Origin of the sequence: Bradyrhizobium viridifuturi, assembly GCF_001238275.1 — a bacterium.
GTDB classification, from domain to species: Bacteria; Pseudomonadota; Alphaproteobacteria; order Rhizobiales; family Xanthobacteraceae; genus Bradyrhizobium; species Bradyrhizobium viridifuturi.
In genome coordinates this window covers 1-22,970 of sequence record NZ_LGTB01000047.1, presented here as the reverse complement: position 1 = coordinate 22,970, position 22,970 = coordinate 1, and the positions used below count along the sequence as shown (strand labels likewise).

At 65.7% G+C, this 22,970-nt stretch carries 20 protein-coding genes and 4 pseudogenes; 11 read left to right on the top strand and 13 right to left on the bottom strand.

Annotated elements, in window-relative coordinates; all coding sequences use genetic code 11:
• The first annotated feature begins 31 nt into the window (after positions 1–31).
• On the top strand, positions 32–832 hold the full coding sequence (locus ALC15_RS44600) for a phosphatase PAP2 family protein (protein WP_094194279.1): 801 nt from the start codon (positions 32–34) through the stop codon (positions 830–832).
• 167 nt (positions 833–999) lie between these two features.
• Here ALC15_RS44600 and ALC15_RS33885 read toward each other — a convergent pair whose 3' ends face one another.
• From ALC15_RS33885 to flgF, 7 genes are all read right to left on the bottom strand, one after another.
• The gene (locus ALC15_RS33885; protein WP_050631046.1) at positions 1,000–1,338 is read right to left on the bottom strand and encodes a hypothetical protein; all 339 of its coding nucleotides are present in this window, start codon (positions 1,336–1,338) and stop codon (positions 1,000–1,002) included.
• A 155-nt stretch (positions 1,339–1,493) separates the two neighbouring features.
• Complete coding sequence (locus tag ALC15_RS33880; protein WP_050631045.1) at positions 1,494–1,787, bottom strand: hypothetical protein; 294 nt, start codon at positions 1,785–1,787, stop codon at positions 1,494–1,496.
• 98 nt (positions 1,788–1,885) lie between these two features.
• The gene (locus ALC15_RS33875; protein WP_050631083.1) at positions 1,886–2,329 is read right to left on the bottom strand and encodes a hypothetical protein; all 444 of its coding nucleotides are present in this window, start codon (positions 2,327–2,329) and stop codon (positions 1,886–1,888) included.
• Between the two features lie 323 nt (positions 2,330–2,652).
• Positions 2,653–3,405 (bottom strand): flagellar basal body L-ring protein FlgH, encoded by a 753-nt coding sequence (gene flgH / locus ALC15_RS33870; protein ID WP_050631044.1) that lies wholly within the window; start codon positions 3,403–3,405, stop codon positions 2,653–2,655.
• Between the two features lie 5 nt (positions 3,406–3,410).
• Positions 3,411–4,466, bottom strand: a complete 1,056-nt coding sequence (gene flgA, locus ALC15_RS33865; protein WP_050631043.1) for a flagellar basal body P-ring formation chaperone FlgA — start codon at positions 4,464–4,466, stop codon at positions 3,411–3,413.
• 2 nt (positions 4,467–4,468) lie between these two features.
• Complete coding sequence (gene flgG / locus ALC15_RS33860; protein ID WP_050631042.1) at positions 4,469–5,257, bottom strand: flagellar basal-body rod protein FlgG; 789 nt, start codon at positions 5,255–5,257, stop codon at positions 4,469–4,471.
• 16 nt (positions 5,258–5,273) lie between these two features.
• Positions 5,274–6,038, bottom strand: a complete 765-nt coding sequence (gene flgF / locus ALC15_RS33855) for a flagellar basal-body rod protein FlgF (protein WP_050631041.1) — start codon at positions 6,036–6,038, stop codon at positions 5,274–5,276.
• Positions 6,039–6,419: 381 nt separating this feature from the next.
• Between flgF and fliL the strand changes: the two genes are divergently transcribed.
• The 4 genes and pseudogenes from fliL to ALC15_RS33835 all read left to right on the top strand — a co-directional run bounded on the left by fliL (position 6,420) and on the right by ALC15_RS33835 (position 9,409).
• A complete protein-coding gene (gene fliL, locus ALC15_RS33850) occupies positions 6,420–6,908 on the top strand; it encodes a flagellar basal body-associated protein FliL (RefSeq protein ID WP_050631040.1) in 489 nt (162 codons plus the stop codon).
• A gap of 18 nt (positions 6,909–6,926) precedes the next feature.
• Complete coding sequence (gene fliM, locus ALC15_RS33845; protein ID WP_050631039.1) at positions 6,927–8,129, top strand: flagellar motor switch protein FliM; 1,203 nt, start codon at positions 6,927–6,929, stop codon at positions 8,127–8,129.
• Positions 8,126–8,598 (top strand): annotated as a pseudogene (locus ALC15_RS33840) (DUF6468 domain-containing protein). The gene fliM and the pseudogene ALC15_RS33840 overlap by 4 nt, the downstream one beginning before the upstream one ends.
• Positions 8,595–9,409: pseudogene (locus ALC15_RS33835) on the top strand (MotE family protein). The pseudogenes ALC15_RS33840 and ALC15_RS33835 overlap by 4 nt, the downstream one beginning before the upstream one ends.
• A 45-nt stretch (positions 9,410–9,454) precedes the next feature.
• On the opposite strand, the gene ALC15_RS33830 reads toward ALC15_RS33835, so the two are convergent.
• A complete protein-coding gene (locus ALC15_RS33830; RefSeq protein WP_244486371.1) occupies positions 9,455–10,732 on the bottom strand; it encodes a glycosyltransferase family 87 protein in 1,278 nt (425 codons plus the stop codon).
• A gap of 276 nt (positions 10,733–11,008) precedes the next feature.
• Between ALC15_RS33830 and ALC15_RS33825 the strand changes: the two are divergent.
• A pseudogene (locus ALC15_RS33825) lies at positions 11,009–14,838 on the top strand (tetratricopeptide repeat protein).
• A gap of 12 nt (positions 14,839–14,850) precedes the next feature.
• On the opposite strand, the gene ALC15_RS33820 reads toward ALC15_RS33825, so the two are convergent.
• Positions 14,851–15,699, bottom strand: a complete 849-nt coding sequence (locus ALC15_RS33820; protein ID WP_050631037.1) for a glyoxalase superfamily protein — start codon at positions 15,697–15,699, stop codon at positions 14,851–14,853.
• Between the two features lie 269 nt (positions 15,700–15,968).
• Between ALC15_RS33820 and ALC15_RS33815 the strand changes: the two genes are divergently transcribed.
• The 5 genes from ALC15_RS33815 to ALC15_RS33795 all read left to right on the top strand — a co-directional run bounded on the left by ALC15_RS33815 (position 15,969) and on the right by ALC15_RS33795 (position 19,694).
• Entirely contained in the window at positions 15,969–16,205 is a 237-nt protein-coding gene (locus tag ALC15_RS33815) for a hypothetical protein (RefSeq protein WP_050631036.1), read from the top strand.
• Positions 16,206–16,230: 25 nt separating this feature from the next.
• Positions 16,231–17,172: a LysR family transcriptional regulator gene (locus ALC15_RS33810; RefSeq protein WP_050631035.1), complete on the top strand. Its 942-nt coding sequence runs from the start codon at positions 16,231–16,233 to the stop codon at positions 17,170–17,172.
• Between the two features lie 188 nt (positions 17,173–17,360).
• On the top strand, positions 17,361–18,071 hold the full coding sequence (locus ALC15_RS33805) for an SDR family NAD(P)-dependent oxidoreductase (RefSeq protein WP_050631034.1): 711 nt from the start codon (positions 17,361–17,363) through the stop codon (positions 18,069–18,071).
• Positions 18,072–18,089: 18 nt separating this feature from the next.
• A complete protein-coding gene (locus ALC15_RS33800) occupies positions 18,090–18,332 on the top strand; it encodes a tautomerase family protein (protein ID WP_050631033.1) in 243 nt (80 codons plus the stop codon).
• A gap of 120 nt (positions 18,333–18,452) precedes the next feature.
• Positions 18,453–19,694, top strand: coding sequence for a YbfB/YjiJ family MFS transporter (locus tag ALC15_RS33795; RefSeq protein WP_244486370.1), 1,242 nt, complete (start codon positions 18,453–18,455; stop codon positions 19,692–19,694).
• Here the strand turns inward: ALC15_RS33795 and ALC15_RS33790 are convergent.
• From ALC15_RS33790 to ALC15_RS33775, 4 genes and pseudogenes are all read right to left on the bottom strand, one after another.
• Positions 19,691–20,842 (bottom strand): aminotransferase class V-fold PLP-dependent enzyme, encoded by a 1,152-nt coding sequence (locus tag ALC15_RS33790; RefSeq protein WP_050631031.1) that lies wholly within the window; start codon positions 20,840–20,842, stop codon positions 19,691–19,693. The two genes, ALC15_RS33795 and ALC15_RS33790, sit on opposite strands and share 4 nt — an antisense overlap.
• Before the next feature lie 53 nt (positions 20,843–20,895).
• A complete protein-coding gene (locus tag ALC15_RS33785) occupies positions 20,896–21,783 on the bottom strand; it encodes a hypothetical protein (RefSeq protein ID WP_050631030.1) in 888 nt (295 codons plus the stop codon).
• Between the two features lie 85 nt (positions 21,784–21,868).
• Positions 21,869–22,621 (bottom strand): flagellar type III secretion system pore protein FliP, encoded by a 753-nt coding sequence (fliP, locus tag ALC15_RS33780; protein ID WP_050631029.1) that lies wholly within the window; start codon positions 22,619–22,621, stop codon positions 21,869–21,871.
• A pseudogene (locus ALC15_RS33775) lies at positions 22,618–22,970 on the bottom strand (hypothetical protein); the annotation flags it as partial. The gene fliP and the pseudogene ALC15_RS33775, both read right to left, overlap by 4 nt.

Sequence of the window (22,970 nt, the reverse complement as noted above, 5' to 3'; positions counted from 1 at the left end):
ATGGTTTGCGAACCATCCATGGCTGACTGAATTGCTCGCTGCGGCATATTGCAGTTCCTTCGTGCAGATTGCCGCGCTGTTCGTCCTCCTGGCGGCGACAAGGCGCTTCGACAAGCTCTGGCAACTGGTGTTCGTATTCGCCCTGACGATCGTTGCGTCGACGATGTTCTCGGTGTTCTGGCCCGCCAAGGGCGCCTTTGTCTATTTCGACTATCCTCTGGCGATCCTCAAGGCGCTGCCTGAGCATGCCGGGAATTATCATCTCGCCAAGTTCGAATACTTCCGTAACGCCGCCGCTCCGGAGCTGTCGTTGAGCAATCTGCAGGGCGTGGTGACGTTTCCGTCGTTCCATACCTGCCTCGCTTTGATGACGATTTTTCGCGACGATCGGCACACGATGGCTGTTCGGCATCACCCTGATCTGGAATCTCCTCGTCCTGGTCTCGACGATCCCGATCGGCGGCCATTACGTCATCGACCTCACTTGCGGCGCGCTGCTGTGGCTGGCGGCGATGAAGGTCGAGGCGATGCTCGGCAGATCATCGATGGCGATGCGTGCAATGCCGATGCCCGCAGCCGTGTCCGCCTAGCGGTGCAACGACGCGCGGCGCCGTTCGAGGCCGGCGAGAACGCTCGGGTTGAACCCGCCGATCGCCGGTCCGATAAATCTGAAAGGTGGAGCTGTTGGCAATGGACTGGGAAGCGCTTTGGGAGGCCGTGCTGGGCTCGCTTCTCCCGACGCAGTCTGGTTCCAGATTGCTTGACGCCGCTCCAACCGGAATCTTCCGCTCGCCGCTGTTCTGGACGTGGACAGCACTGCTCGCCGGTCTGATCGGGCTTGCGTACTGCATCATTCACATCGGCTTCCGGTCAGCGCCGGCGTTGCTTTGGCTCGCTCTCCTCGCGGATGCCGTGGCTCTGGTGTTCGTGCGGCGCGCGCTCAAATGGCGCTATCCGATCTAGCGATTTCGGTCGTGCGTCGGGTTGCACGCGGCCAACCTAGGCCGAAATGTCGACCGCCTGGCCGGCCTTGCCGGCATTCTTCTGGAACGACTGCTCGATCAGCTCCTTGATCTTCTGCTCGACCGCGGCGCGCTGATCCGGCGTCATGTTCTTCAGGTCTTCCTCCGACAGTCCCATGCTCTTGAGGATGTTGGCGCGCATGCGGTCCATCGGGCTCATCTGCGCGTATTTGAGAAACTTCTGCTCGACGCTGTCGTCGGAAGCGCTGCCGCCGGTGGCTTGCGCGGACCCGGAGGCATCGGCAGTCAACGGCTTCTTCAATGTGCCAGTCGTCATGCTGGCTGCGACCGATCCAAAGGCCGAGATGGACGTCATCTGCGCGCGCTGTCCCCGTTGCAATGCTGCAGTCGCGGAGCAAACGGCGTGCCATACGCCACCTCAGCGTTTTCAAGCAGATCGCGACGATGCTGCGAGCGTCAATCGTGCCGCAGGAAAGTTCTGCCGGGTGAAGCTTGCCGGGGAAGCGGCCGTCACGCCTTCGTATGTACGATCACCGGACCCGCTACAGCAGTTGCCTGCCCGACCAGCAAGGGACCGAGATTGTCGTCGATCCAGGCCAGTGCGCGGCGATTGGCTTCCTCGGCGCCGGCATGATTGTTGAAGATGCTGATCGCGGTGACGGTGTCGTCGCCGGCATAGACCACGTAATAGGCCATGAAGCCTTCGACATCGCTGATGATCGGGATTGCGCCTTCCTTGATCCGGCGCGCGAGTTCTTCGGCGGTGCCGGTCTTTGCCTTGGCCTGACGGATGGCGGCATACATGGTTTGCTCCTTCCGGCTGGATCGATCGGGCTGCGCTTTGATGCGCGGGCATGATCGTACGCCGGCTCTGGCGTGGACGCCATCGGGAAGGGGGCGGGTCAGACGATGCGCTTGCCCGCGAACGGGTTCGGTGAACGGCGGCTGACAGCGGGCCTTGGCAGCCTTGCGAGGCCGGCAGACGCCGGCGCGGATTTCGGCGGCGGGGTGGGCGCAGTTTCCGGTTGCTGCAAGAATAGCGTGGCCTCGAACACCACGCCGGGGGCTTGCTTGGCCGTTCCCATGCACACCGCGCGATTGCCGCTGAACGAGCCGGTCAGCTCCGCCTCGACCTCGTCGCAGCCGAACACGGTGGTGAACGGACCGTCGACATAGCGGCGCGTCGTCAGCACGGCGGTGAAGCGGTCATCGTTGAGCTGATAGGAGCCGCCATAGGTGAACATGGCGTCGCCGCCGCTGATCCTGCCATTTGCCAGCTGGACTATTCCGGTGCCTTCGCCGCGCGGCGTCCGGAACCACGCCGCATATTGTCCGTCTCTTTGCATGACCGTCATACAAACAGAAACCCTGCGTTGTTCTCTTGCTACGTTGCAAGCGTCGGGACTGCCACTGCGGGCTGCTGCGACGGTTAACGAACCGAGAAGGCGATCGCGCGACTTGCACGCAGAGGTATCGGACTGGTGCGCGACGACAGCGCGAGTGCATGCGACCGGTCACAGGAGCCGCGCTGCAAATGCCACGCCCCCGCCAGGGGAGCTGGCGAGGGCCGTGTTGGTACACCGCGTCGCGCCTAGGTTCGCGACGAGATGTGGGAGCTCGTGAAAGTCTTACTCAGGCATGATCCTCATCCCTTTGCGGGATCACGCGGCTAGAAGGGCAAGAGCACGTCGAGAACCTGCTGGCCGTAGCGCGGCTGCTGCACGTCGGTGATCTGGCCGCGGCCGCCATAGGCGATGCGGGCCTGGGCGATCTTCGAGGAGTCGATGGTGTTGTCGCTCTGGATGTCCTCCGGGCGCACGATGCCGGCCACGATCAGCTCGCGGATTTCGAAGTTGACGCGGATCTCCTGCTTGCCCTCGACCACCAGATTGCCGTTCGGCAACACCTGGGTGACGACGGCGGCGACGCTGGTCTGCAACGCTTCCTGGCGGTTCACCGAGCCCTTGCCGTCGCTGGACGCGGTGGAGTCGGCGGTCAGGATCTTTCCGGGCAGGATCTTGTTGGCCTGCGTAATGGTCTGCGAGCCCAGGAAGTTGGTGACCCCGGAGTCTTCCGAGTTGGTTCTGCTGCGCTGGGTCTCGTTGGCGATCGCGGCCTTGTCGGTGAAATTCACCGTGATGGTCAGGAGGTCGCCGACGCGCGCGGCGCGCTGGTCCTTGAAGAAGGCGCGGGAGCCGCTGCGCCACAGCGAGTTCGGGCTGTAGGAGGCGACCTCGGGCTTCGGCATCGGCATCTGCACCGGCTTGTAGCCGGGCTGCGTCGTCGGATTGTCGATGGACGTCAGCTTCGGCTGTTCGCCGATCTGGGAGAGACGGTCGATCGACGAGCAACCGCTGGCGATCGTTCCGAGTGCGAACAGCGCACCGGTCAGGATGAGGCGGTTGATACGATACTGGGACATGAACTTTACTCGGCGTTTGGTGCGACTGAACTCAGCTTGACGGGAGCGGAATCGGAAGAGGTGGCATCGGCGCCAGGTGCCGCCCGCGGGGTCGCGACCGAGATCGAGACCTCGCCGCGGCCGGTGACGACGCCGGAGACGGCGCGCTTGGACTGCAGGTTCATCACGCTGACGACGTCGCCCTCGGCGCCGCCGTCCATCGCCTTGCCGCGGATGGTGAGATAGATGCCGGCGGTGCGGTAGATCAGCACGACGTTCTGGTCGCGGGTGACGAGATCGGGTTTCGCCATGTCGGCGACGCGCAGCGCCTGGCCGGCGCGGAGCTGGCGGCGCACCTGCATGCCGATCGAGCTGTCGCGCATCGCCGCGTCGTTGCCGATTTCGGCCTTCGGACGGCGCTCGATCATCACGTCGGAGGCCTTCAGCACGTCGCCGCGTTCGACATTGCGGGTCAGCACGGCGGCCTCGATGGTTTCGATCGCGGTGCCGGTGAGGCGCAGCTTGTACGGCGCCGTGCCGGCGTCGTTGCTGATCTCGAAGGTGACGTCGAAACGCGTCGAGCGCGGGTCGTAGCGCACCGCGATCGGCTGCATCGCGCCGGTGTTGGTCGCCTCCAGTCTGATATCGCCGGGATCGCGGTCGAAGGTCAGCGCGATGTTGCCGGCCCGGCCGAGGCCGTGGCGGCCCTCGAGCGCGCGCGACAGCTGCTGCTCGATCTCCTTGCTGTCGATGGTCCGCGCAAGCCGCGTGACGGTGATCTCCTTCAGCTCGCGGGTATCGACGCCGATCACCTGATGCGAGCGCAGCACGTTGATTACCTGCGCGACCGGCAGCGTGCCTGTCGTGCCGAGGTCGGGCGCGCGGTAGATCGCGATGGTGCCGGCGCTGCCGGCGTTGTCGATCAGGTCGCCGACCCGCACGATGTCGTCCGCGACCGTGGTGCTGGCGCGCAGCGTCGGCACTGCGATGGTCTCGCTGCGGCTCTGCGCGGCGGCCGGCACCGCCGTCACCGCGAGGAGCGCGGCTGCAATCAGGAGTGAGCGGGCGATCATCGACATCATCCTCAGCGGAACAGGTTGGAGGTCGACTGCATCATCTGGTCGGCGGCGGAGACCACCTTCGAGTTCATCTCGTAGGCGCGCTGCGCTGCGATCAGGTCGGAGATTTCCGAGACCACCTCGACGTTGGCCTGTTCGAGGTTGCTCTGCTGCATGTCGCCATAGCCGTCGGTGTTGGCGGTGCCGTCCTGCGGCTGGCCGGAGGCCGGCGTTTCCTGGAACAGATTGTCGCCGATCGGCATCAGCCCGGCCTTGTTGATGAAGCGGGTCAGGCCGATCGTGCCGATGTTGGTCGATGCGGTCTGGCCCGGCAGCGTCACCGAGACCTGGCCCTGCGCATTGATGGTGAGGCCGGAGGCGTTCTGCGGGATCGTGATCGTCGGCTGCACCAGATTGCCCTGCGCGTTGACGATCCGGCCCTGGTTGTCCATCTGGAACGAACCGTCGCGGGTGTAGGTGAAGGTGCCGTCCGGCATCAGGATCTTGAAGAAGCCTTCGCCGCGGATCGCGATGTCGAGATCGTTGCCGGTCGGCGACAGCGTGCCCTGGGTCATCATCCGCGGCGTGCCGACGGTCTTGACGCCGCCGCCGAGGTCGATGCCCATCGGCATGATGGTGTTCTGGTCGGAGGCCTGCGCACCGACCCGGCGCACATGGTCGTAGATCAGGTCCTGGAACGCGGCGCGCTGCTTCTTGTAGCCGGTGGTGCGCAGGTTCGCGATGTTGTTGGAGATCACCTGAACAGAGAGTTCCTGTGCCGCCATTCCGGTCGCTGCAGTATAAAGAGCGCGCATCGGTCAATCCCCCGGATCAGTTCGGCACGTCGGCGAGCTTCTCGATCGCCGATTTGTGCAGGTCGCTCTGCTGCTGCAGCAGCGAGGCGATTTGGGTGTAGGTCCGCGTGATCTCGATCATGCGGCTCATCTCGACGACGGAATTGACGTTCGACTTCTCGATGAAGCCCTGGCGGATCTGGGACTTGGTGTCCGGCAGCGGCTGCGCGCCCTCGCCGGGCGCGTAGAGGTTGGAGCCTTCCTTGAGCAGGCGCTGGGCCTGCGCGAACGAGACGAGGCGCAGCTTGCCGCGGATCGAGTCGAGGCGGGACGTGCCCTCGAGCACGGAGATGTTGCCGTCGGGGGCGATGTTGACGTCGTGATCGGTCTGCTGGAACGTGATCGGGCCGGAGGTGCCGAGCACCTGGTAGCCCGAGGCGGTGACCAGCTGGCCGCGGTTGTTGATCTGAAGATTGCCTTCGCGGGTGTAGCGCTCGCCGGCCGGCGTCTGCACCACCAGGAAGGCGCTGCCGTCGATCGCGACGTCGAGCGGGTTCTTGGTCTCTTCGGTCGGACCCTGCGAGAAGTCGTGGAAGGTCGCGCGGTCCTGCACAAAGGAGACGCGGCGGTCGGCGCCGGCGAAATTGTCCTCATGCGCGTTCGAGGAGAGATACTCCTGGAACAGCGAGCGGTCGGCCTTGTAGCCGTTGGTGGTCATGTTCGCGATGTTGTTGGAAACGACATCCATCTGCCGTTCCAGCACCATCTGCTTCGATAGGCCGACCAGAAGCGTATTCTGCATCGGTGGTTCTCCCCTGTGAGGCGATCCGAATGCAGGTTCTCCCAAACCTTCACGCCGGACCCGTCAGTAACCATTGGGTTCTCCCAAACCCACTGGTCACGTCGTCCTCTCAGCGAAAGCCGTGCCAACTTGAAATAGATAGATATTTGAATGGCTTAGGTGCATGGGCGGGTACCGTAGGGGGCGGCAGAAAGGTCTTGTTGACCATGTTTGCCCGGCAGTTTTTTCCTAGTGGATGGTAAATCCTAAGCTTCCGTTAACCATTATGACCCCAGTGTTGCCGGCATTGGGGCGCGTGTGCGCCGGCGGCATTTGTATCGCGTCTTCAGGCCAAAGCTGGGGCAAATCGCGTTCGCATCCTTCTGTTGAAGCGGGCGGACGATGGCGGACGAGGAAAAGACGGATAGCGGCGAAGGCGCGGCCGCACCGAAGAAGGGCAAGCTCAAGCTGATCATTGCCGTCGTCGGCTTCCTCGTCGTGCTCGGCGCGGGCGCGGGCGGATGGTTCTTCTTCATGCGCGGCCACGGCGAGGAGCAGCACGCCGAAGCGCCGCCGCCGAAGCCGCCGAGCTTCGTCGACGTGCCGGACATGCTGGTCAACCTGGTCGGCGCACCCGGCGAGCGCGTACAATATCTCAAGCTGAAGCTCGTGCTCGAGGTCAAGGAAGAGAAGCAGGCCGAGGCGATCAAGCCGGCGCTGCCGCGCGTCACCGACCTGTTCCAGACCTATATGCGCGAGCTGCGCCCGAGCGACCTCAACGGTTCTGCCGGCCTGTTCCGTCTCAAGGAAGAGCTGACCAAGCGCGTCAACCTCGCGCTGGCGCCCAATTCAGTGAACGCGGTGCTGTTCAAGGAAGTCGTGATCCAGTGACGGGGTGGATGTAAGGCCATGGCCGGCAACGACCAGATGGACCAGGACGCCATTGCGGCCCAATGGGAAGCCTCGCTCGATTCCGAGGATCCCGCGGCGGCCGCGGCGGAAGCTGCCAAGAACGAACTCACCGAGAACATGGCGCTGCAATGGGCCGCCATGGTCGAGGACGGCAGCCGCGACTTCGGCAGTAAGAACACCAATGGCGAGCGCGTGCTGTCGCAGGAGGAGATCGACAATCTCCTCGGCTTCACCGTCGGCGACGTCAGCCTCGACGACCATTCCGGCATCCGCGCCATCATCGATTCCGCGATGGTGTCCTACGAGCGTCTGCCGATGCTCGAAATCGTGTTCGACCGCCTGGTGCGGTTGATGACGACGAGCTTGCGCAATTTCACCTCCGACAACGTCGAGGTCTCGCTCGACCGCATCACCTCGGTGCGGTTCGGCGACTACATGAACTCGATCCCGCTGCCGGCGGTGCTCTCGGTGTTCAAGGCGGAGGAGTGGGAGAATTTCGGCCTCGCCATGGTCGATTCCAACCTGATCTATTCGATGATCGACGTGCTGCTCGGCGGCCGCCGCGGCCAGACCCAGCTCAAGATCGAGGGGCGGCCCTACACCACGATCGAGACCAATCTGGTGAAGCGGCTGGTCGAGGTGGTGCTGTCGGATGCCGAGCAGGCGTTCCGGCCGCTGTCGCCGGTGACCTTCACGATCGACCGGCTCGAGACCAATCCGCGCTTTGCCGCGATCAGCCGCCCGGCCAACGCCGCGATTCTGGTCCGCCTGCGCATCGACATGGAAGACCGCGGCGGCAACGTCGAATTGCTGCTGCCCTATGCTACCATCGAACCGATCCGCAACGTGCTGTTGCAGATGTTCATGGGCGAAAAATTCGGCCGCGACCCGATCTGGGAAGGTCATTTCGCGACCGAGGTGGCGCAGGCCGAAATTTCGGTCGATGCGGTGCTGTACGAGGCCGAGATCCCGCTGAAGGAGCTGATGAAGCTCAAGGTCGGCGACACGCTGCCGCTGGACATCCGCTCCGACGCGCTGGTCTCGGTGCGTTGCGGCAACGTCACCCTGACGGAAGGCCGCATGGGCCGCGTCGGCGACCGTGTCGCGATCCGCGTCACCAAGAATTTGCGTAAACCCCAAACCACCTTCGCGATGTTCGAGAAGGCGGACGAGCGGACCAAGATGATGGAGGCACCATGAGTCATGTGCTTGGACTAGCGATCGAGAGTCTGGTGGCCGTGCTGCTGATGCTGACGATCGGCTATTGCTGGCTGCTCAACAAGCGCCTGCAGCGGCTGAAGGCGGACGAGCACTCGCTGAAGGCGACGATCGCCGAACTGATCACCGCAACCGAGATCGCCGAGCGGGCGATCGGCGGGCTGAAGCACGCGGTGCGCGACGTCAATGAGAATCTGGGCAACCAGCTCGACGCGGCGACGCAGATGTCGGCGCTGCTGAAGACCCAGCTCGCCGAAGGTGACGGGGTGGTCCGCCGCCTGTCCAAGATCGCGGCGGCCGCGCGGCCGGCGGAGCCGCGCGGGCACCTTCACAGGCAGCTGCGCCCGCCGCGCCAGTGGCGCCGGCACCGAGGGTTTCCGCCGCGCGCGCGGTTGCCGCGGCGGCTGAAGCCTTCACCGAGCGCAGGAGGGCCGGCGGCCTCGCTGCATGAAGTTGCTTCGTGACATCAGAGTGATGCCTGTGGTGCTGGTCGCGATCTTCGGCCTGATGGTGCTGAAGGTCGCCGGCCTCGTGCTCGATAGCGGTTATGTGTTTGCCGAGGACGCGCCGCCTGCCGGCCCCTCTTGGGCGCAGCAGAATTTCAACTTCCCCGGCGCCGGCAAGGCGGTCCTCGACAGCAAGAGCAAGGCCGATCCCGGCGACATCACGGGGTCGGTCGAGAACAAGGACGCCAAGAAGGACGACAAGAAGGACGAAGCACCGAAGCCGGCCGCACCGGCCGCGGAGCTGTCGAAGCCCGACGGCGTGGTGGTCAACCTGGATGCGCCGGCGCCGGTGTCGGCATCCGAGCGAGCGATCCTGGAACGGTTGCAATCGCGCCGCCAGGAGCTCGAGACGCGCGCACGCGAGGTCGAGATCCGCGAGAGCCTGTTGAAGGCGGCCGAGAAGCGCATCGAGGCCAAGGTCGAGGAGGCCAAGGCCAACGATGCCAAGGCGAACGCCGACGCCGCCGCCAAGGCGGAAGCCGAGGTGCGCGCTTCAAGGGCATCGTCACCATGTACGAGAACATGAAGCCGAAGGATGCCGCCAAGGTTTTCGATCGCCTGGAAATGAACGTGCTCTACCAGATCGCCTCGCAGATCCAGCCGCGCAAGATGTCCGACATTCTCGGTCTCATGCAGCCCGAAGCTGCCGAGCGGCTCACCGTCGAACTCGCCCGCCGCGCCGGCGGCGACAAGTCGGCATCGACGGACGATCTCCCCAAGATCGAAGGCAAGATGCTTGCGCCGAAGACCAATTGACGGGCGCTGACCGCGCCGCCCGTCGATTGCCAGGTGTCGGCAGGTTCAGCCGTAAGCCGGATCCGGCCTGAGATCAGGTTGCCTGCATTTCATCCAGATGATCGCGATCACCGTTGCGCACATGAACGGACCAACCGGCACGAGCACGAACGGGAAAGCGTATCCCAGGACGACGATGACGCCGAGACCGATACGGATGGCTCGCCGGTTGCCGACCAGCGAGCCCTGATCGAGGTCAGCCTTCATCAGGAAGACCAGCGCCATCGCCAGGATCGGAAGATCGTAGATGACAAAGTAGGGAGACATGAGCGGCGTGGCCGCGAGCAGGCTGGCTGCCTGCAGGGCGAAGCCGACGTTGCGACGCCATAGGGTGACCACCCAGATCAGGGCGGCTGCCGCGACGGCCATGTGGAGCGACCAAGCCAGCCCGTAACCAAGGCCGGCAACCCGAAGCAGGCCATAAACACTCGACAGATTGTACCAGGCGACCCCTCCACCAGCCTGGAGCCGCGTCGAAACAGTCGTTGCCCCTTCGCCGAATGCCTTGAACGTATCCCAGCCGAAGATCGCTCCGGTGAGCAGCACGAGAACCAGCGTTGCCAAGGCTGCGATGACGATGACGTTCCAGCGCCTGGTCGCGATCAACACGAAGGGAAGCAGCACACCGAATTGAGGCTTGAAGACGAGCAACGCGATCAGGACGCCACTGAGGAGCGGGCGCCTTTCCAGCGTCAGCAGGATGCCGCCGAGCAGCGCCGAGGCAAGCAGGCCGGTTTGGCCGTGAAACACATCATAGAAGACCGGCGGGGTCGCGAGTGCCAGCAGCAGAGCGCCAGGGCGCGGCCGGATGGCATAGATGACAAGGAGCCAGCAAGACAGTTTTGCCGCGCTCCAGACCCAGAACGCGGTCGGAAACGGCAGCAACGCAAGCGGCGCCAGGACCAGGAGAAACACTGGCGGATAAAAGAATGGCAGTGGAATCTGATCGTAGGGAAAGCGGAGCTGATCGATCGGCGGCATCCGAAGCAGAAGTTGCCGATGCAGTTGCTCCCAGTCATAGGCAGCGGCCGCGTGGCCATCGAGCGCCAACGTGCCCGCGCCCCAGAAACATGAAAAATCGAACCCGGGGCCCTCGCCGTTACCACTGACGAACGGCAAGACCGCAAACGCGATCAGGAGAGCACAGGCGATTGCCTGCGCCGGGTCATCTCCTGCAGAAGCATTCCGGCGTGAGACTTCGTTCATGACTTTGGTTTGAAAAATCTTAAAGCAATCAAAAGTGGAATTTATCATTGCGTTTCCGGGCCGGGCAAGGCCGGGCATTCCCGGGCTCGTTCCGAGAGTTAATTCCGGATTTGAGATCAGCGCGATCGGCCGCTCGGCAACAGGGCGAGCGCTCGCCGTTGGCGGCGCTGGCGGAGGGCACGAGCCAAGCCCGCAGGTGAGCGAATGCGGAACGAGGCGCATACGCCGCCCCTCGAAAATGCGGTCGATGAGTTTACGTTAACAGCTCCTTAACGTCGCCCGATCCAAGATCGGGGCGCGTGGGCGAGGGCGCTTCGCGCTGGTATGGCTGAGGTCCCGAGAAAACGTTTCGAGATGGCGCGAACGGCTGCCGCTGGAACATGGTCGCTAGGCCGCGCCTGGGCGCGGACCGCGCGCCTGTGCCTGCTCGCCACCGGCCTTGCCCTGACGAGCCTCACATTCCCGACCGTGGCGCATGCCGACGACCCGGTGCCGGGTGAGGCGACATTCTCGGCCGCGAACGGCTATGCAAGGCTGGTGCTGAAGCTGAAGGAGGATGTCGAGTCGGAGGTCACGACCGCCGGTTCGATCATCGTGATCCGCTTCAAGCGTCCGGTCGATATCCCCGTTGAGAAACTGTCGGATGCGGTGCCCGACTATGTCGGCGCCGCCCGACGCGATCCTGACGGTTCGGCGATCCGCCTGTCGCTGGCGCGCCGCGTCACCGTCAACACCATGACCGCCGGCGAGCGCATCTTCGTCGACTTCCTGCCCGACGGCTGGACCGGCCCGCCGCCGTCGCTGCCGCAGGACGTGATCCGCGAACTGGCGGAGCGGGCCCGCGCCGCCGAGCGCTTGCTGCGCATCCAGCGCGCCGCCGACGCCGCCAGGAAGAAGCCGCCGATCCGCGTTCGCGCGCTGGTGCAGCCCACCTTCGTCCGTTTCGTGTTCGAGGTTCCCGACGGGGTCAGCGTCTCCTCGGTGCTGAACGAGCAGAAGCTGACATTGTCCTTCAACTCGGTGCTGAGCTTCGACCTTGCCGATGCCAAGGTCGCCGCTCCGCCGAACGTCGCGTCGATCAGTTCGCGCGCCGATACGGACACCTCGGCGGTCGATGTGACCCTGATCGGCGATGTCGACGTGCATTCGTTCCGCGACGAGAAGAACTACATCGTCGATGTCGCTTTCCAGCAGAGCGAGCAGCAGCAGGCTGCAAAGCCCTCGCTGAGCTCGTTGCTGCCGACGCCGCGCAGCAAGAAGGGCGCGGCGATCGCGCCGGTGACATCGGAAAGCTTCGCGCGGCAGGCCAAGATCGAGATCCGGCCCGGTCAACCCAAAGCGGAGCCTGCCAAATCTGAGCAGGCGACATCGGAGCAGACCCGGTCCGAGCCGCCACCATCCGAGCCGGCCAAGCCCGAGCAGGCTACGACCGAACAACCGGCCACGGCGCCCGCCAAACCCGAACAGCCGAGATCGGAGCTAGCCGATCCGGAACTGCCGAAGATCGCGGCTGCACCAGCGGCCGGCGCCGAGAATGCGGCTGCGCCGCCAGCGCCGCGCGAGGGCAGCGCCGGTGCCGCGGCGGAACAAGACAAACCGCCGGTCAGCGAAGCGCCGAAGCCTGCTCCCGCCGTCGCGGCCGCGCCGGCGATGGAGACGCCGAAGCCCACCGCCGCACCATCGCCAGCCGAAGCCCGCGCCGGCGCCAAGTCCGGCGCCAGCTCCTCGGTCGACGCCCAGCGCGACAGCGACGGGCTTCGCGTGACGTTCTCGTTCCCCGCAGCAACGCCGGCGGCACTGTTCCGCCGCGCCGACACCGTGTGGATGGTGTTCGACACGCCTGAGGCGATCGATGTCGATCCGATCCGCGCCAAGGGCGGCTCGCTGATCGCGGACGTCAGCCGGATCGCGCTGGAGAAGGGGCAGGCGGTGCGCTTCCGCCTCAACCGGCCGCAGATGCCGTCGCTCGAAAGCGACGACCGTTCGCAAGGCGTGAGCTGGGCGCTGACCTTTGCCGACCGCGTGCAGAAGCCGCCATTGCCGCTGACCGTGGTGCGCAACATCAGCGAGCCGTCGCTCGCCAATGTCAGCGTGCCGCTCGCCAATCCCGGCCAGTTGCACAAACTGGTCGATCCCGATGCCGGCGATACGCTCTGGGTGGTGACCGCGCCCCCGCCGACCCGCGGCATCATCAAGCGGCAGGATTTCGTCGAGCTCTCGCTGCTGGAATCGATCCACGGCGTCGTGGTTCATCCGAACGCCGACGACGTCAAGGCCGAGGTCGGCGCCGACAAGGTGATGCTGGGCCGGCCCGGCGGCCTGACGTTGTCGTCGGCCGACGTTGCCGCCGAGCGCGCGACCGCGGCGGTGAAGCCGCTGTTCGATCCGGACGAGTGGCGCAAGAACCAGTCGGAGAATTTCCTCAAGCAGCTCGACGGCCTGATTGCGGCGGCTTCGACCGCCAATGCCGAGCAGCTGCCGCAGGCGCGGCTCGATCTCGCCGAGTTCTACATGGCGCGCGGCATGTACCAGGAAGCCCATGGCGTCGCCAACCTGATCCTGTCCGAGAGCAAGCGCGGCAGCGAGACACCGTCGGTGGTGATGGTGCACGCGGTCGCCAGCATCCTGATCGGCCACCCCGAACGCGGTCTGAAGGATCTCGCCAATCCCGTGATCGGCAACGGCTACGATTCCCAATTGTGGAAGGGGCTGGCCTTTGCCCGCGAAGGCAAATGGGCCGAGGCGCGCGAAAAATTCAAGAACGCCGAGTTCTCGGTCGCGACGCTGCCGCCCGACCTGCAGCGCATCGTCACGATGGATTCGATGAAGGCCTCGCTCGAGGTCAAGGACTATGCCGGCGCGCGCGGCGCAAGAGCGATCTTGATGTGGTCGGCGTTCCCGATGCGCTCAAGCCCGCGGTTGCGGTGCTGCGCGGCCGGCTCGCCGAAGCCCTCGGCCAGGAGAAGGATGCGCTCGACGCCTACCGCTTCGCCGCCAATTCGGCCGATCGCCAGGCCGCTGCCGAAGGCATGCTGCTCGAGACCCTGCTCAAGCAGAAACGCGGCGAGATCGGCCGCGACGATGTGCTGAAGGAGCTCGAGCTGTTGTCGATGCTGTGGCGCGGCGACAATATCGAATTGAAGACGCTCTATGTGCTGTCGAAGATCTATGCCGAGACCGCGCGCTATGCCGACGCCTTCGCGGTGACGCGTGCCGCGACCCGGCTGCAGCCGAACGCGCCGGAATCGCGCCAGGCGCAGGATGCCGCCTCGGCACTGTTCGTGCAGCTCTATCTCGGCCCCAAGGGCGACGAGATGGCGCCGATCGATGCGCTCGGCACCTTCTACGAATATCGCGAACTGACGCCGATCGGCCGCCGCGGCGACGAGATGATCCGCCGTCTCGCCGACCGCCTCGTCGGTGTCGATCTGCTCGACCAGGCCGCCGACCTCCTGCAATACCAGGTCGACAAGCGGCTGGAAGGCGCGGCGCGCGCCCAGGTCGCCGCGCGGCTTGCGATGGTCTATCTGATGAACCGCAAGCCTGATCGCGCCATCGGCGCGCTGCGCTCGACCCGGATCGCGGACCTCTCCGGCGAACTGCGCCAGCAGCGGCTGCTGCTCGAAGCGCGCGCGCAGAGCGACGTCGGGCGGCACGACCTCGCGCTCGACATCATCTCGAACATCACCGGGCGCGAGGCGATCCGGCTGCGCTCCGACATCTACTGGGCGTCGCGGCACTGGCGCGAGGCGTCCGAGCAGATCGAGCTCTATTACGGCGACCGCTGGCGCGATTTCACCCCGCTCAATCCCAGCGAGAAGGCCGACGTCATCCGCGCCGTGGTCGGCTACGCGCTCGCCGAGGACGCCATCGGGCTGTCCCGGTTCCGCGAAAAATACGCGCCGCTGATGTCCGGCGATGCCGACAAGCTCGCGTTCGACGCGGCCAGCAAGCCGGTCGCGACCTCGAGCGCGGAGTTCGCCCAGATCGCGCGGATGGCCGCCAGCGTCGACACGCTCGACGGCTTCATCCGCGAGATGAAGACCCGCTTCCCCGACGCCACCGCCCGCGCGCCGCTGCCCGATCCGGTGTCGACCGGATCGGTGCCCGACATGCCGAAGGCTGCGCCGGTGAGCGCGCTGCCGGCGATCAAGGGCGAGCGCCGCGCCAGCGCGGGTCAGTAGCAGCGCAGGCTGCTACGGTCCAGGCGTCACCCACGCCGAGGAAATGATCCCCTTGTCGTCGAGCGCAATACGCCAGTGCGTGGCTCCGTTGTCCTGCCTGACGCTGTAGACGTCTTCGCCCTGTTCGCCGACACCGAGAAAGCGGATCGACTGGATGTTGCCGAGGTCCGCGAGAGGCTGGAGCCACTGCATTTGCTTGCGGGTGGCCGCCGCCAGCGCCGGGCTCATCGCGTTGTAATCGGGCTTCCCCGATGCGATCCCATCGATCAGGCGATGAAGCGCAGCTTCGGTTCCAGGGCTGGCTGACTGGTGCTTGACGCGCTCCGCCGTCTGATCGGCGATCTTCGTTGCCGTTGCGGCGTCGATGCGCGCCATAGGAATATCGCTGCCGTTCTGATGCAGAACCAGCGAGGTGGCCCGTCCGTCCGGTCCGACGACGAAGCTGACTTGCGCATCGACGATCTTGGCGAAGAATTCGGTTGGGCTCTCGGCAAAGAACCGCACCGCGCGCTGTCCTGTGAGCTGCATCATCAGATGATGTCCATCGGGCGTCACCGTGAACACGGCGCGGTCATTGAGCTGGTAGAACCCGGAATAATGATCGAGCGCGGCTGGATCGACGGCGATCTCCTGCCGCGCCGCGATCGGCGGTGATTCCGCAGCGGGGTCTGCGGCGGCCTGGGCCGACATGCTTGGCGGCCCGGCAGCCTGTATCCGCGCCGCCAGCGTGTTCCAGTCGCGCTGACCGAACAGCCTGGCGATCAGCTCCAGGCTGTCGCTGTGGGTGAGGGGGATCGATTTGGCGCCGAGCGTTTCGCGCAGCGTCTGCGCCATGGCCTTGGCATCACGGAAGTCGCGCATGGATTGGTCCTCTGCATCGACGAACGGAAAGCGTCAGGGGCGTGCGTTGCTGACCCGTTCGTGCGGGCAAAGGAAGCCTGAAACCGGCTTGATACATTCACCGTCCCCGGGCGGGGTGCAAGCGGCAGGTGGTATCGACCCGGCCGAATGTTCGCCGGGGAGGTGCGATTTGTCAATTGCAAGAGGTCGTGATCGCGTTCGCGCTCTCGACATCCTGCTGCCAATTCGGCAACCATGGCTGATATTGCCAGCCGGGAGGACGTCGTCACATGAGCAAGCCGATCAAGACCGAAGCCGAACTCATCGCGATGGCGCGGGCCGAGCTGAAGGTGCATGCCGACTGCCCCGACGGCATCGACATTTCCGTGCTGCGCGACGGCGACAGCTGGGAATTCCGCGCCAGCGCCAACGAGGCGACGGTGGCGAGGCCCGGCTATCCCGAATGCGTCGCGATGCTGGTGCAGATCGGCGACCACCTCAGCAAGCAATACGATGTAAAGGGTTAGCGGCGGCGGCGAAGCGGGGGGACCGATGGACCGCATCGACGCCATGAAGGTCTTCGTCGCGGCGGTCGACGAGGGCAGCCTTGCCGGTGCGGGCCGCAAGCTGCGGCGATCGCCGGCGGCGGTCAGCCGGGCGATTGCGTTCCTCGAGCATCACGTCGGCGCCGAGCTGCTTCATCGCACCACGCGGTCGCTGAAGCTGAGCGATACCGGCCAGCGCTATGCGGCGGCGTGCCGACGTATCCTCAGCGAGCTCGAGGAAGCCGACATCTCGGCCGGCGGCGAACGGGCCGCGCCGCGCGGCACGCTGACCATCACCGCGCCGATCGTCGTGGGCGAGGACGTGCTGCGGCCGGTGCTCGACGCCTTCATGGCGGACCATCCGGCGGTGACGGTGCGGCTCGTGATGCTCGATCGCACCGTCAATCTGATCGACGAAGGCTTCGACGTTGCGCTCCGCATCGCGCATCTCTCCGATTCCAATTTCGTCGCCATCAAGCTCGGCGAGGTGCGCCGCGTGGTCGCGGCGTCGCCGGGCTATCTCGCGGGGCATCCCCTGATCGGCGAGCCGGCCGATCTGGCGAAGCACCAGATCATCGCGATGACGCATTTTGGTCTCGACTCCTGGAGCTTTCCGCCGGCCGCGAAGTCGAAGATCGCGCGTGCGGTCCAGTTCACGCCACGGCTGGTCGTCAACACGGTGCGGGCAGCGGTTGCGTCGGCCAGCGAGGGGTACGGCGTCACGCGGTTGTTCTCGTACCACATCGCCGAGGAGATCCGTGACGGGCGGCTGCGGATCCTGCTTGCCAAGGACGAGCATCCGCCGCTGCCGGTGCATTTCTTGGCGCCGCAGGGCCGCTTCGACGTGCCGAAGGTGCGCGCCTTCGTCGACTTCGCGGCGCCAAAGCTGAAGCGCTATTTCGAGCGGTTGTCGCGCGAGGCCAGCAAGGCCGGCGCCAAGACCCGATGAGCCAAGACCCGATGAAGCCAAGCACGATGGAGCCGTCTCTTACTTTCTTTCCCCGGGCCGTGCTCATTCGTTCGCGCCGCGGAAGAGTGTCTGCCGAATAGCGGCCATTCGCGCGGAATGCGGATGTATCTAGGTTCCTCTCCATCGAAGCGGCGCTGCGTCGCTTCAGCAACGGATGGAGAGGAATCATGGGTGCAGAGCAGAAGGTTGCCATCATCACCGGTGCGTCGCAGGGCCTCGGCGAGGCGATCCTGAAGGGTTATCGCAACCGCAACTGGCGCGTCGTCGCTAACTCCCGCAACATCAAGCCGTCGTCGGACCTCGATGTTCTGGCCGTGCCGGGTGACATCGGCGATCCCGAGGTTGCCGAGCGCATCGTCAAGCAGGCGCTTGGGCATTTCGGCCGGATCGACACGCTGGTCAACAATGCCGGCATCTTCGTCGCCAAGCCGTTCACCGATTACACCGACCAGGACTACGCCGCGGTGCTCGCGACCAACCTCAACGGCTTCTTCTACATCACCCGCCGTGTCGCCAGGGAGATGGAGAAGCAGGGATCGGGACACATCGTGCAGATCACGACCAGCCTGGTCGATCATGCCAACAGCAACGTGCCCTCGGTGCTCGCGTCGCTGACCAAGGGCGGCCTGAATGCCGCGACCAAGTCGCTTGCCATTGAATACGCCGCCAAGGGCATCCGCGTGAATGCGGTCTCGCCCGGCGTGATCAAGACGCCGATGCACCCGCCTGCGACGCTCGACTTCCTCGCCAGGCAACATCCGGTCGGCCGGATGGGCGAGGCGAAGGACATCGTCGACGCGGTGCTGTTCCTGGAGAACGCGGGCTTCGTCACCGGCGAGATCTTGCATGTCGACGGCGGCCAGAGCGCCGGGCACTGAAGCGATCGGGAGACAGTCATGCCTATCGTCACCATCCAGGTCACGCGTGAGGGGACGACGCCCGGTGCGTCGTCCACCACGCCGGCGGAGAAGGCCGCTCTGATCAAGGGCGCCAGCGAGTTGCTGCGCGACGTGCTCGGCAAGCCCCTGGAATCGACCTTCGTCGTCATCGAGGAAGTCGACACCGACAATTGGGGCTGGGGCGGCCTTCCCGCGCTGGAATATCGCAGGAAGCTTGCAGCTGCAGCTTCTTGCCGCTGACGGCCTTCACCAGAAGAGCCCTGCACCTCTCCGATCGGGAGAGGTGAGCAGTGATCGCTGCGAGCGATTGCTGCGATCGCAACTAATCATTTTTCACGAACGGCCGGAGGGCCTACTGCGATGTCCATGTCAGCCAATGTCGATCATGATCGGCGCCATCGTGCCGGGCCGCATCGCGATGCGGGTGGGCCGCTGTGGCTGTCAGCCGCCGCAGGGCTTTGTGCCTCGCTGGTCGGGCTTGGACTGGCGCGCTTCGCCTACACGCCGCTGATCCCTGCATTGATCGCGGCGAAGTGGTTCACGCCGGCGGAAGCGGTCTATCTCGGCGCCGCCAACCTGGCCGGCTACCTCGCCGGCGCGCTGATCGCGCGTGACCTCGGCGCGCGGATCGGCTCGGTGTGGGCGCTGCGCGGCATGATGCTGCTGGCCGCCGTCACCTGCTTCGCCTGCGCGGTGCCGATCTCGTTCATCTGGTTCTTCGGATTCCGCTTCCTCGCCGGGATCAGCGGCGGCGTGATCATGGTGCTGGCGGCGACCGCGATCCTGCCGCACACCGCGCCAAGCAAGCGCGGCCTGATCGGTGGCGTGATCTTCGCCGGCGTTGGCCTCGGCGTCGCAGCCTCTGGCACGCTGGTGCCGCTGCTGCTGCAACAGGGCGTCAAGCAGGCCTGGTACGGCCTCGGCGTGCTGTCCGCGGTGTTGACCTTGATCAGCTGGAAGGCGTGGCCTGCCGAGGCGCCTGCCGCGCATGGTGCAGCCGAGGCGCACATCGCGGCGCACGGCGTGCGCTCGCCGCTGGTGATCGCGCTGTGCGTGGAATACGGCCTCAATGCGCTGGCGCTGGTGCCGCACATGGTGTTCCTGGTCGATTTCGTCGCCCGTGGTCTCGGGCAGGGGATCGCGGCAGGATCGTACTACTGGGTGCTGTATGGCATCGGCGCCGTGGTCGGCCCGCTGCTGACGGGACATCTCGCCGATCGCGCCGGCTTCGCGGCGGCGCTGCGCGCGGCGTTCCTGATCGAGGCGGTCGCGGTCGCGATGCCCGCGGTCACGAACGCGCCTGCTGCGATGATCGTGTCGAGCCTCATCGTCGGCGGCTTCACACCCGGGATCGTGCCGCTGGTGATCGGCCGCATCCACGAACTGATCCCGCATTCCGCCGCGAGCCAGCGCTCGGCTTGGGCGCAGGCCACCACGACGTTCGCGCTGTTCCAGGCGGCGGCCGCCTACGGCCTGTCTTATCTGTTCGCGCAGAGCGGCGGCGACTATGCGCTGCTGTTCCTGATCGGCGCGGCCGGCGTGGCCGCAGCGCTCGCGATTGAATTGTTCAGCGTCGTCGCGCGAGGGCGCGAGTTCAGCTAGCCACGCAGCGCCTTGCTCAATGCGGCGACGAGGCGGTCGAGATCGGCCTCGTCGTTGAAGACGTGCGGCGAGATCCGCATCCGCCCCAACCGCAGCGCGACGTGGATGTTCTCGGCGGCAAGCCGCGCGATCAGCTCCTTCGGGATGCCGCCGGCGATTCCAAGGCTCAGGATGTGCGGCGCGCGCACGCCCTGCGCCGGCACGTCGAGCCCGAGATCACGGACGCCCTCGGCGATCCGCTGCGTCAGCATCGCGAGCCGCTCGCTGACGGCGGCGGCGCCCCATTCGGCCATCATCTCCATGCCGATCGAGGCCATTTCCAGCGTGATGAAATGATCGCGCTCGCCCATGTCGTAGCGGCGGGCATTGTCGACATAGGCGAGATCGCCGAAATAAACCGGGTTCTCGGAGTTGACGTTGCGACGGCCGGCGGAGGTCTGCTCCAGCGGCACGCCGTTCTGGTGGCGTTTTGCGATATAGAGGAAGGCGCGGCCGTAGGGGCCGATCAGCCATTTGTAGGTCGGGAAGATCACCGCATCCGGATCGAGCTTCGTCACGTCCATCGCCACGACACCGGCGCTCTGCGTCGCGTCGATGACGAACATCGCCCCCTGTCGGCGCAGCACGGCTTGCACTCGATCGACGTCGATCATGCCGCCGTCCGACCAGTGCACCGAGGAGATCGAGGCAAGGCCGACCGGCGGCGCGCCCGGGCGCTCGACCGTTGCGAGCACCGCCGATGTCCAGTCGCCGTCGGTAGGTTGCCGCACGGTGTCGACGACGAACCCGTGCGTCTCGGCGCGGGCGTGCCATTCCAGCACCGGCGACGAGTGATCGTTCTCCAGCACGACGACGCGGGTGCCGCGCGGAACGGTCAGCGCCTTCGCCACAGTCGCGACGCCATAGCTGATCGCGGGGATCAGTGCGACGTCATTCGGATCGGCATTGATCAGGCGGGCCGCCGCGCTGCGGGCACGTTCATGCTGGCGAGCGGCAAAATCGGCTTCGATCCGCCAGGGCTGGCCCTTGCGCCCGACTGCCATGCGGCCGGCGTCCAGCGTCTTGAGCGGCAACGGGCTGTAGGACGCCGAGTTCAGGTAGCAGACCTCGCGTGGGATCTCGAACAGGTGGCGCTGGGAGGGAAGCATGTCGTCTCGTTGCTGGAATTTGCAGTGATGGCGTGACGCGGAGATGCGGGCGCTCAACCGTCGTACTGGTCCGGCCCCATCGCCCACGGCGCCTGGTCGTAGCCGTTGGCGAAGGTGCGGTTGGTCTGATCAGGATTACGGTTGACCAGCGGGCGCAGATACATCGGATGGGTGGCGCTGCGCACCTCGTGCTCGACGGTGAACAGATGCCGTCCATTGGCGGGATCGACGATGTCGCAGAAGCGGTACTGGTACTGATTGTCCTCGCGCGAGACCAGATTGCGTTCGCGCAGCCGCTTGTAGGGGCCCGAGAAGTCCGTGATGTAGATCTGGACGTGATGGCCGTCGAACTCGCCTTGCGCCTGGTCGGTCTCGCGGAATTGCAGATACTGGTCCTTGCCGACCTTCGCCCGTGCGACAGCTCCGTTGCCGTTCGCGACGCTGGCGGGGATGCCCATGATCTCGGGATAGAACCGGCTGATCGCTTCAGCAGTGCCGCGCGGCACGTCGAATTCGACATAGGGCATGCCGAGCGCGATCCGTCCGAACCGTTCGGCGTCCGGTTCAAAGCAGCGCAGGCGGTTGCCCCACGGGCAGATGGCCTCGACGTGATCGTTGTGCTCGCGATAGCTGAACGCGGTGCCTTCGAGCTTGGGGGCGACCGCGGCGAGCCTCGCGAGCAGGGCTTGCCTTCCAGCGATCACGATTCCCGTGTGGCCGCGCAGCACCTGCGGCCGGCCGCTCGGCAGATGAAACTGGCTGCGGCCGGCATTCACCCACATGTTGCTGTCGGACACCATCAGATAGGGATCGCGGGTCAGCCCGACGCCGGCGACGTAGAACAGCGTGGCGAGGCGCTGGTCGGGCACCTGCACGTTGACGTGCTCGAGATGGATGGCGTTACCGAGGTCTTCTGCGGCGCGGTCGAATGGCTGCTGCACGGCGCGGCTCCCTGGATGCGGTGCCGCGCATGATAGTGCAACGGCACCGCCGATCCAGCCGACAGGCCATGAATGTTACGCGGGGCTACCCCCCGTAACTCTGCACCAGGCTGCCGGCGACCAGCGCCCAGCCGTCGACCAGGACGAAGAAGATCAGCTTGAACGGCAGCGACACCACGACCGGCGGCAGCATCATCATGCCCATCGACATCAGGACGGAAGCGACCACGAGGTCGATGATCAGGAATGGCAGAAACAGCAGGAAGCCGATCTCGAAGGCGCGCTTCAGCTCGGAGATCATGAAGGCCGGCACCAGGATGCGCAGCGACATCTCCTCGGGCGTCGCCGGCGGCGGCTCGCCGGAGAGGTCCATGAACAACTTCAAATCCTTCTCGCGGACGTTCTTCTGCATGAAACCGCGCAACGGCACCGAGGCGCGCTGCAACGCCTCCTCGACGCCGATCTGGTTGGCGACCAGCGGCTTGATGCCGTCGTCATAGGATTTCTGCAGCACCGGGCCCATCACGAAGGCGGTGAGGAACATCGCGAGCGCGATCATCACCGAGTTCGGCGGCGCCGTTGCGGTGCCGAGCGCGGTGCGCAGCAGCGAGAGCACGACCACGATGCGCGTGAACGACGTCATCATGACCAGGATCGACGGCGCGATCGACAGCACCGTGAGCAGCGCGATCAGCTGGATCGCGCGCTCGGTCACGCCGCCATTGCCGCCGCCGAGATTGATGGAGATGTCCTGCGCCATCGCCGGATCGGCGAAGGATCCGGCGGCGATCAGGACAGCGATGAAAAAAACTCTACGCGGGACGGCCCCGAACCTCACGAAGGATTCTTCGGTCGGCCGAGCAGCGATGCCATCTCGTCCTCGAGGTTCTCGAACCCGCTCTTCTGTCCGCCGGCGGGCGGGGCTGACGGTTCGCTGCGCGGCGCGCGGACCGGCGGCGCCTCGGGCGCAACCGGCGGCGCGACGGTCTCGCCGGCACCGGTCGGGCGGCGCAGGGCCGCCTCGAGCCGCTGCGCCATCTCGGCGAGATTGGCATCGGCGTTCGATGCCGCGGGTGCGGCCGGCGGCGCCTGGGTTGCGATCGGCGGCGGAGCCGGGGGAGGCGGTGGCGGCGGCGTCACGGCACGCTCGGGGCGCGCGCAGCGGCGGCGGTGCCTTCGGCGGCTCG

Coding starts and splice junctions, on each gene's coding strand:
- ALC15_RS33880 (WP_050631045.1), bottom strand. CDS start 1,787: ATGTATGCCGCCATCCGTCAGGCCAAGGCAAAGACCGGCACCGCCGAA.
- fliL (WP_050631040.1), top strand. CDS start 6,420: ATGGCGGACGAGGAAAAGACGGATAGCGGCGAAGGCGCGGCCGCACCG.
- flgH (WP_050631044.1), bottom strand. CDS start 3,405: ATGTCCCAGTATCGTATCAACCGCCTCATCCTGACCGGTGCGCTGTTC.
- ALC15_RS33790 (WP_050631031.1), bottom strand. CDS start 20,842: ATGCTTCCCTCCCAGCGCCACCTGTTCGAGATCCCACGCGAGGTCTGC.
- ALC15_RS33795 (WP_244486370.1), top strand. CDS start 18,453: ATGTCCATGTCAGCCAATGTCGATCATGATCGGCGCCATCGTGCCGGG.
- flgF (WP_050631041.1), bottom strand. CDS start 6,038: ATGCAGAATACGCTTCTGGTCGGCCTATCGAAGCAGATGGTGCTGGAA.
- ALC15_RS33815 (WP_050631036.1), top strand. CDS start 15,969: ATGAGCAAGCCGATCAAGACCGAAGCCGAACTCATCGCGATGGCGCGG.
- ALC15_RS33820 (WP_050631037.1), bottom strand. CDS start 15,699: ATGCGCGACTTCCGTGATGCCAAGGCCATGGCGCAGACGCTGCGCGAA.
- ALC15_RS33885 (WP_050631046.1), bottom strand. CDS start 1,338: ATGACGTCCATCTCGGCCTTTGGATCGGTCGCAGCCAGCATGACGACT.
- ALC15_RS33810 (WP_050631035.1), top strand. CDS start 16,231: ATGGACCGCATCGACGCCATGAAGGTCTTCGTCGCGGCGGTCGACGAG.
- ALC15_RS33830 (WP_244486371.1), bottom strand. CDS start 10,732: ATGCCCGGCCTTGCCCGGCCCGGAAACGCAATGATAAATTCCACTTTT.
- flgG (WP_050631042.1), bottom strand. CDS start 5,257: ATGCGCGCTCTTTATACTGCAGCGACCGGAATGGCGGCACAGGAACTC.
- fliM (WP_050631039.1), top strand. CDS start 6,927: ATGGCCGGCAACGACCAGATGGACCAGGACGCCATTGCGGCCCAATGG.
- ALC15_RS33800 (WP_050631033.1), top strand. CDS start 18,090: ATGCCTATCGTCACCATCCAGGTCACGCGTGAGGGGACGACGCCCGGT.
- ALC15_RS33805 (WP_050631034.1), top strand. CDS start 17,361: ATGGGTGCAGAGCAGAAGGTTGCCATCATCACCGGTGCGTCGCAGGGC.
- ALC15_RS33875 (WP_050631083.1), bottom strand. CDS start 2,329: ATGCAAAGAGACGGACAATATGCGGCGTGGTTCCGGACGCCGCGCGGC.
- flgA (WP_050631043.1), bottom strand. CDS start 4,466: ATGATGTCGATGATCGCCCGCTCACTCCTGATTGCAGCCGCGCTCCTC.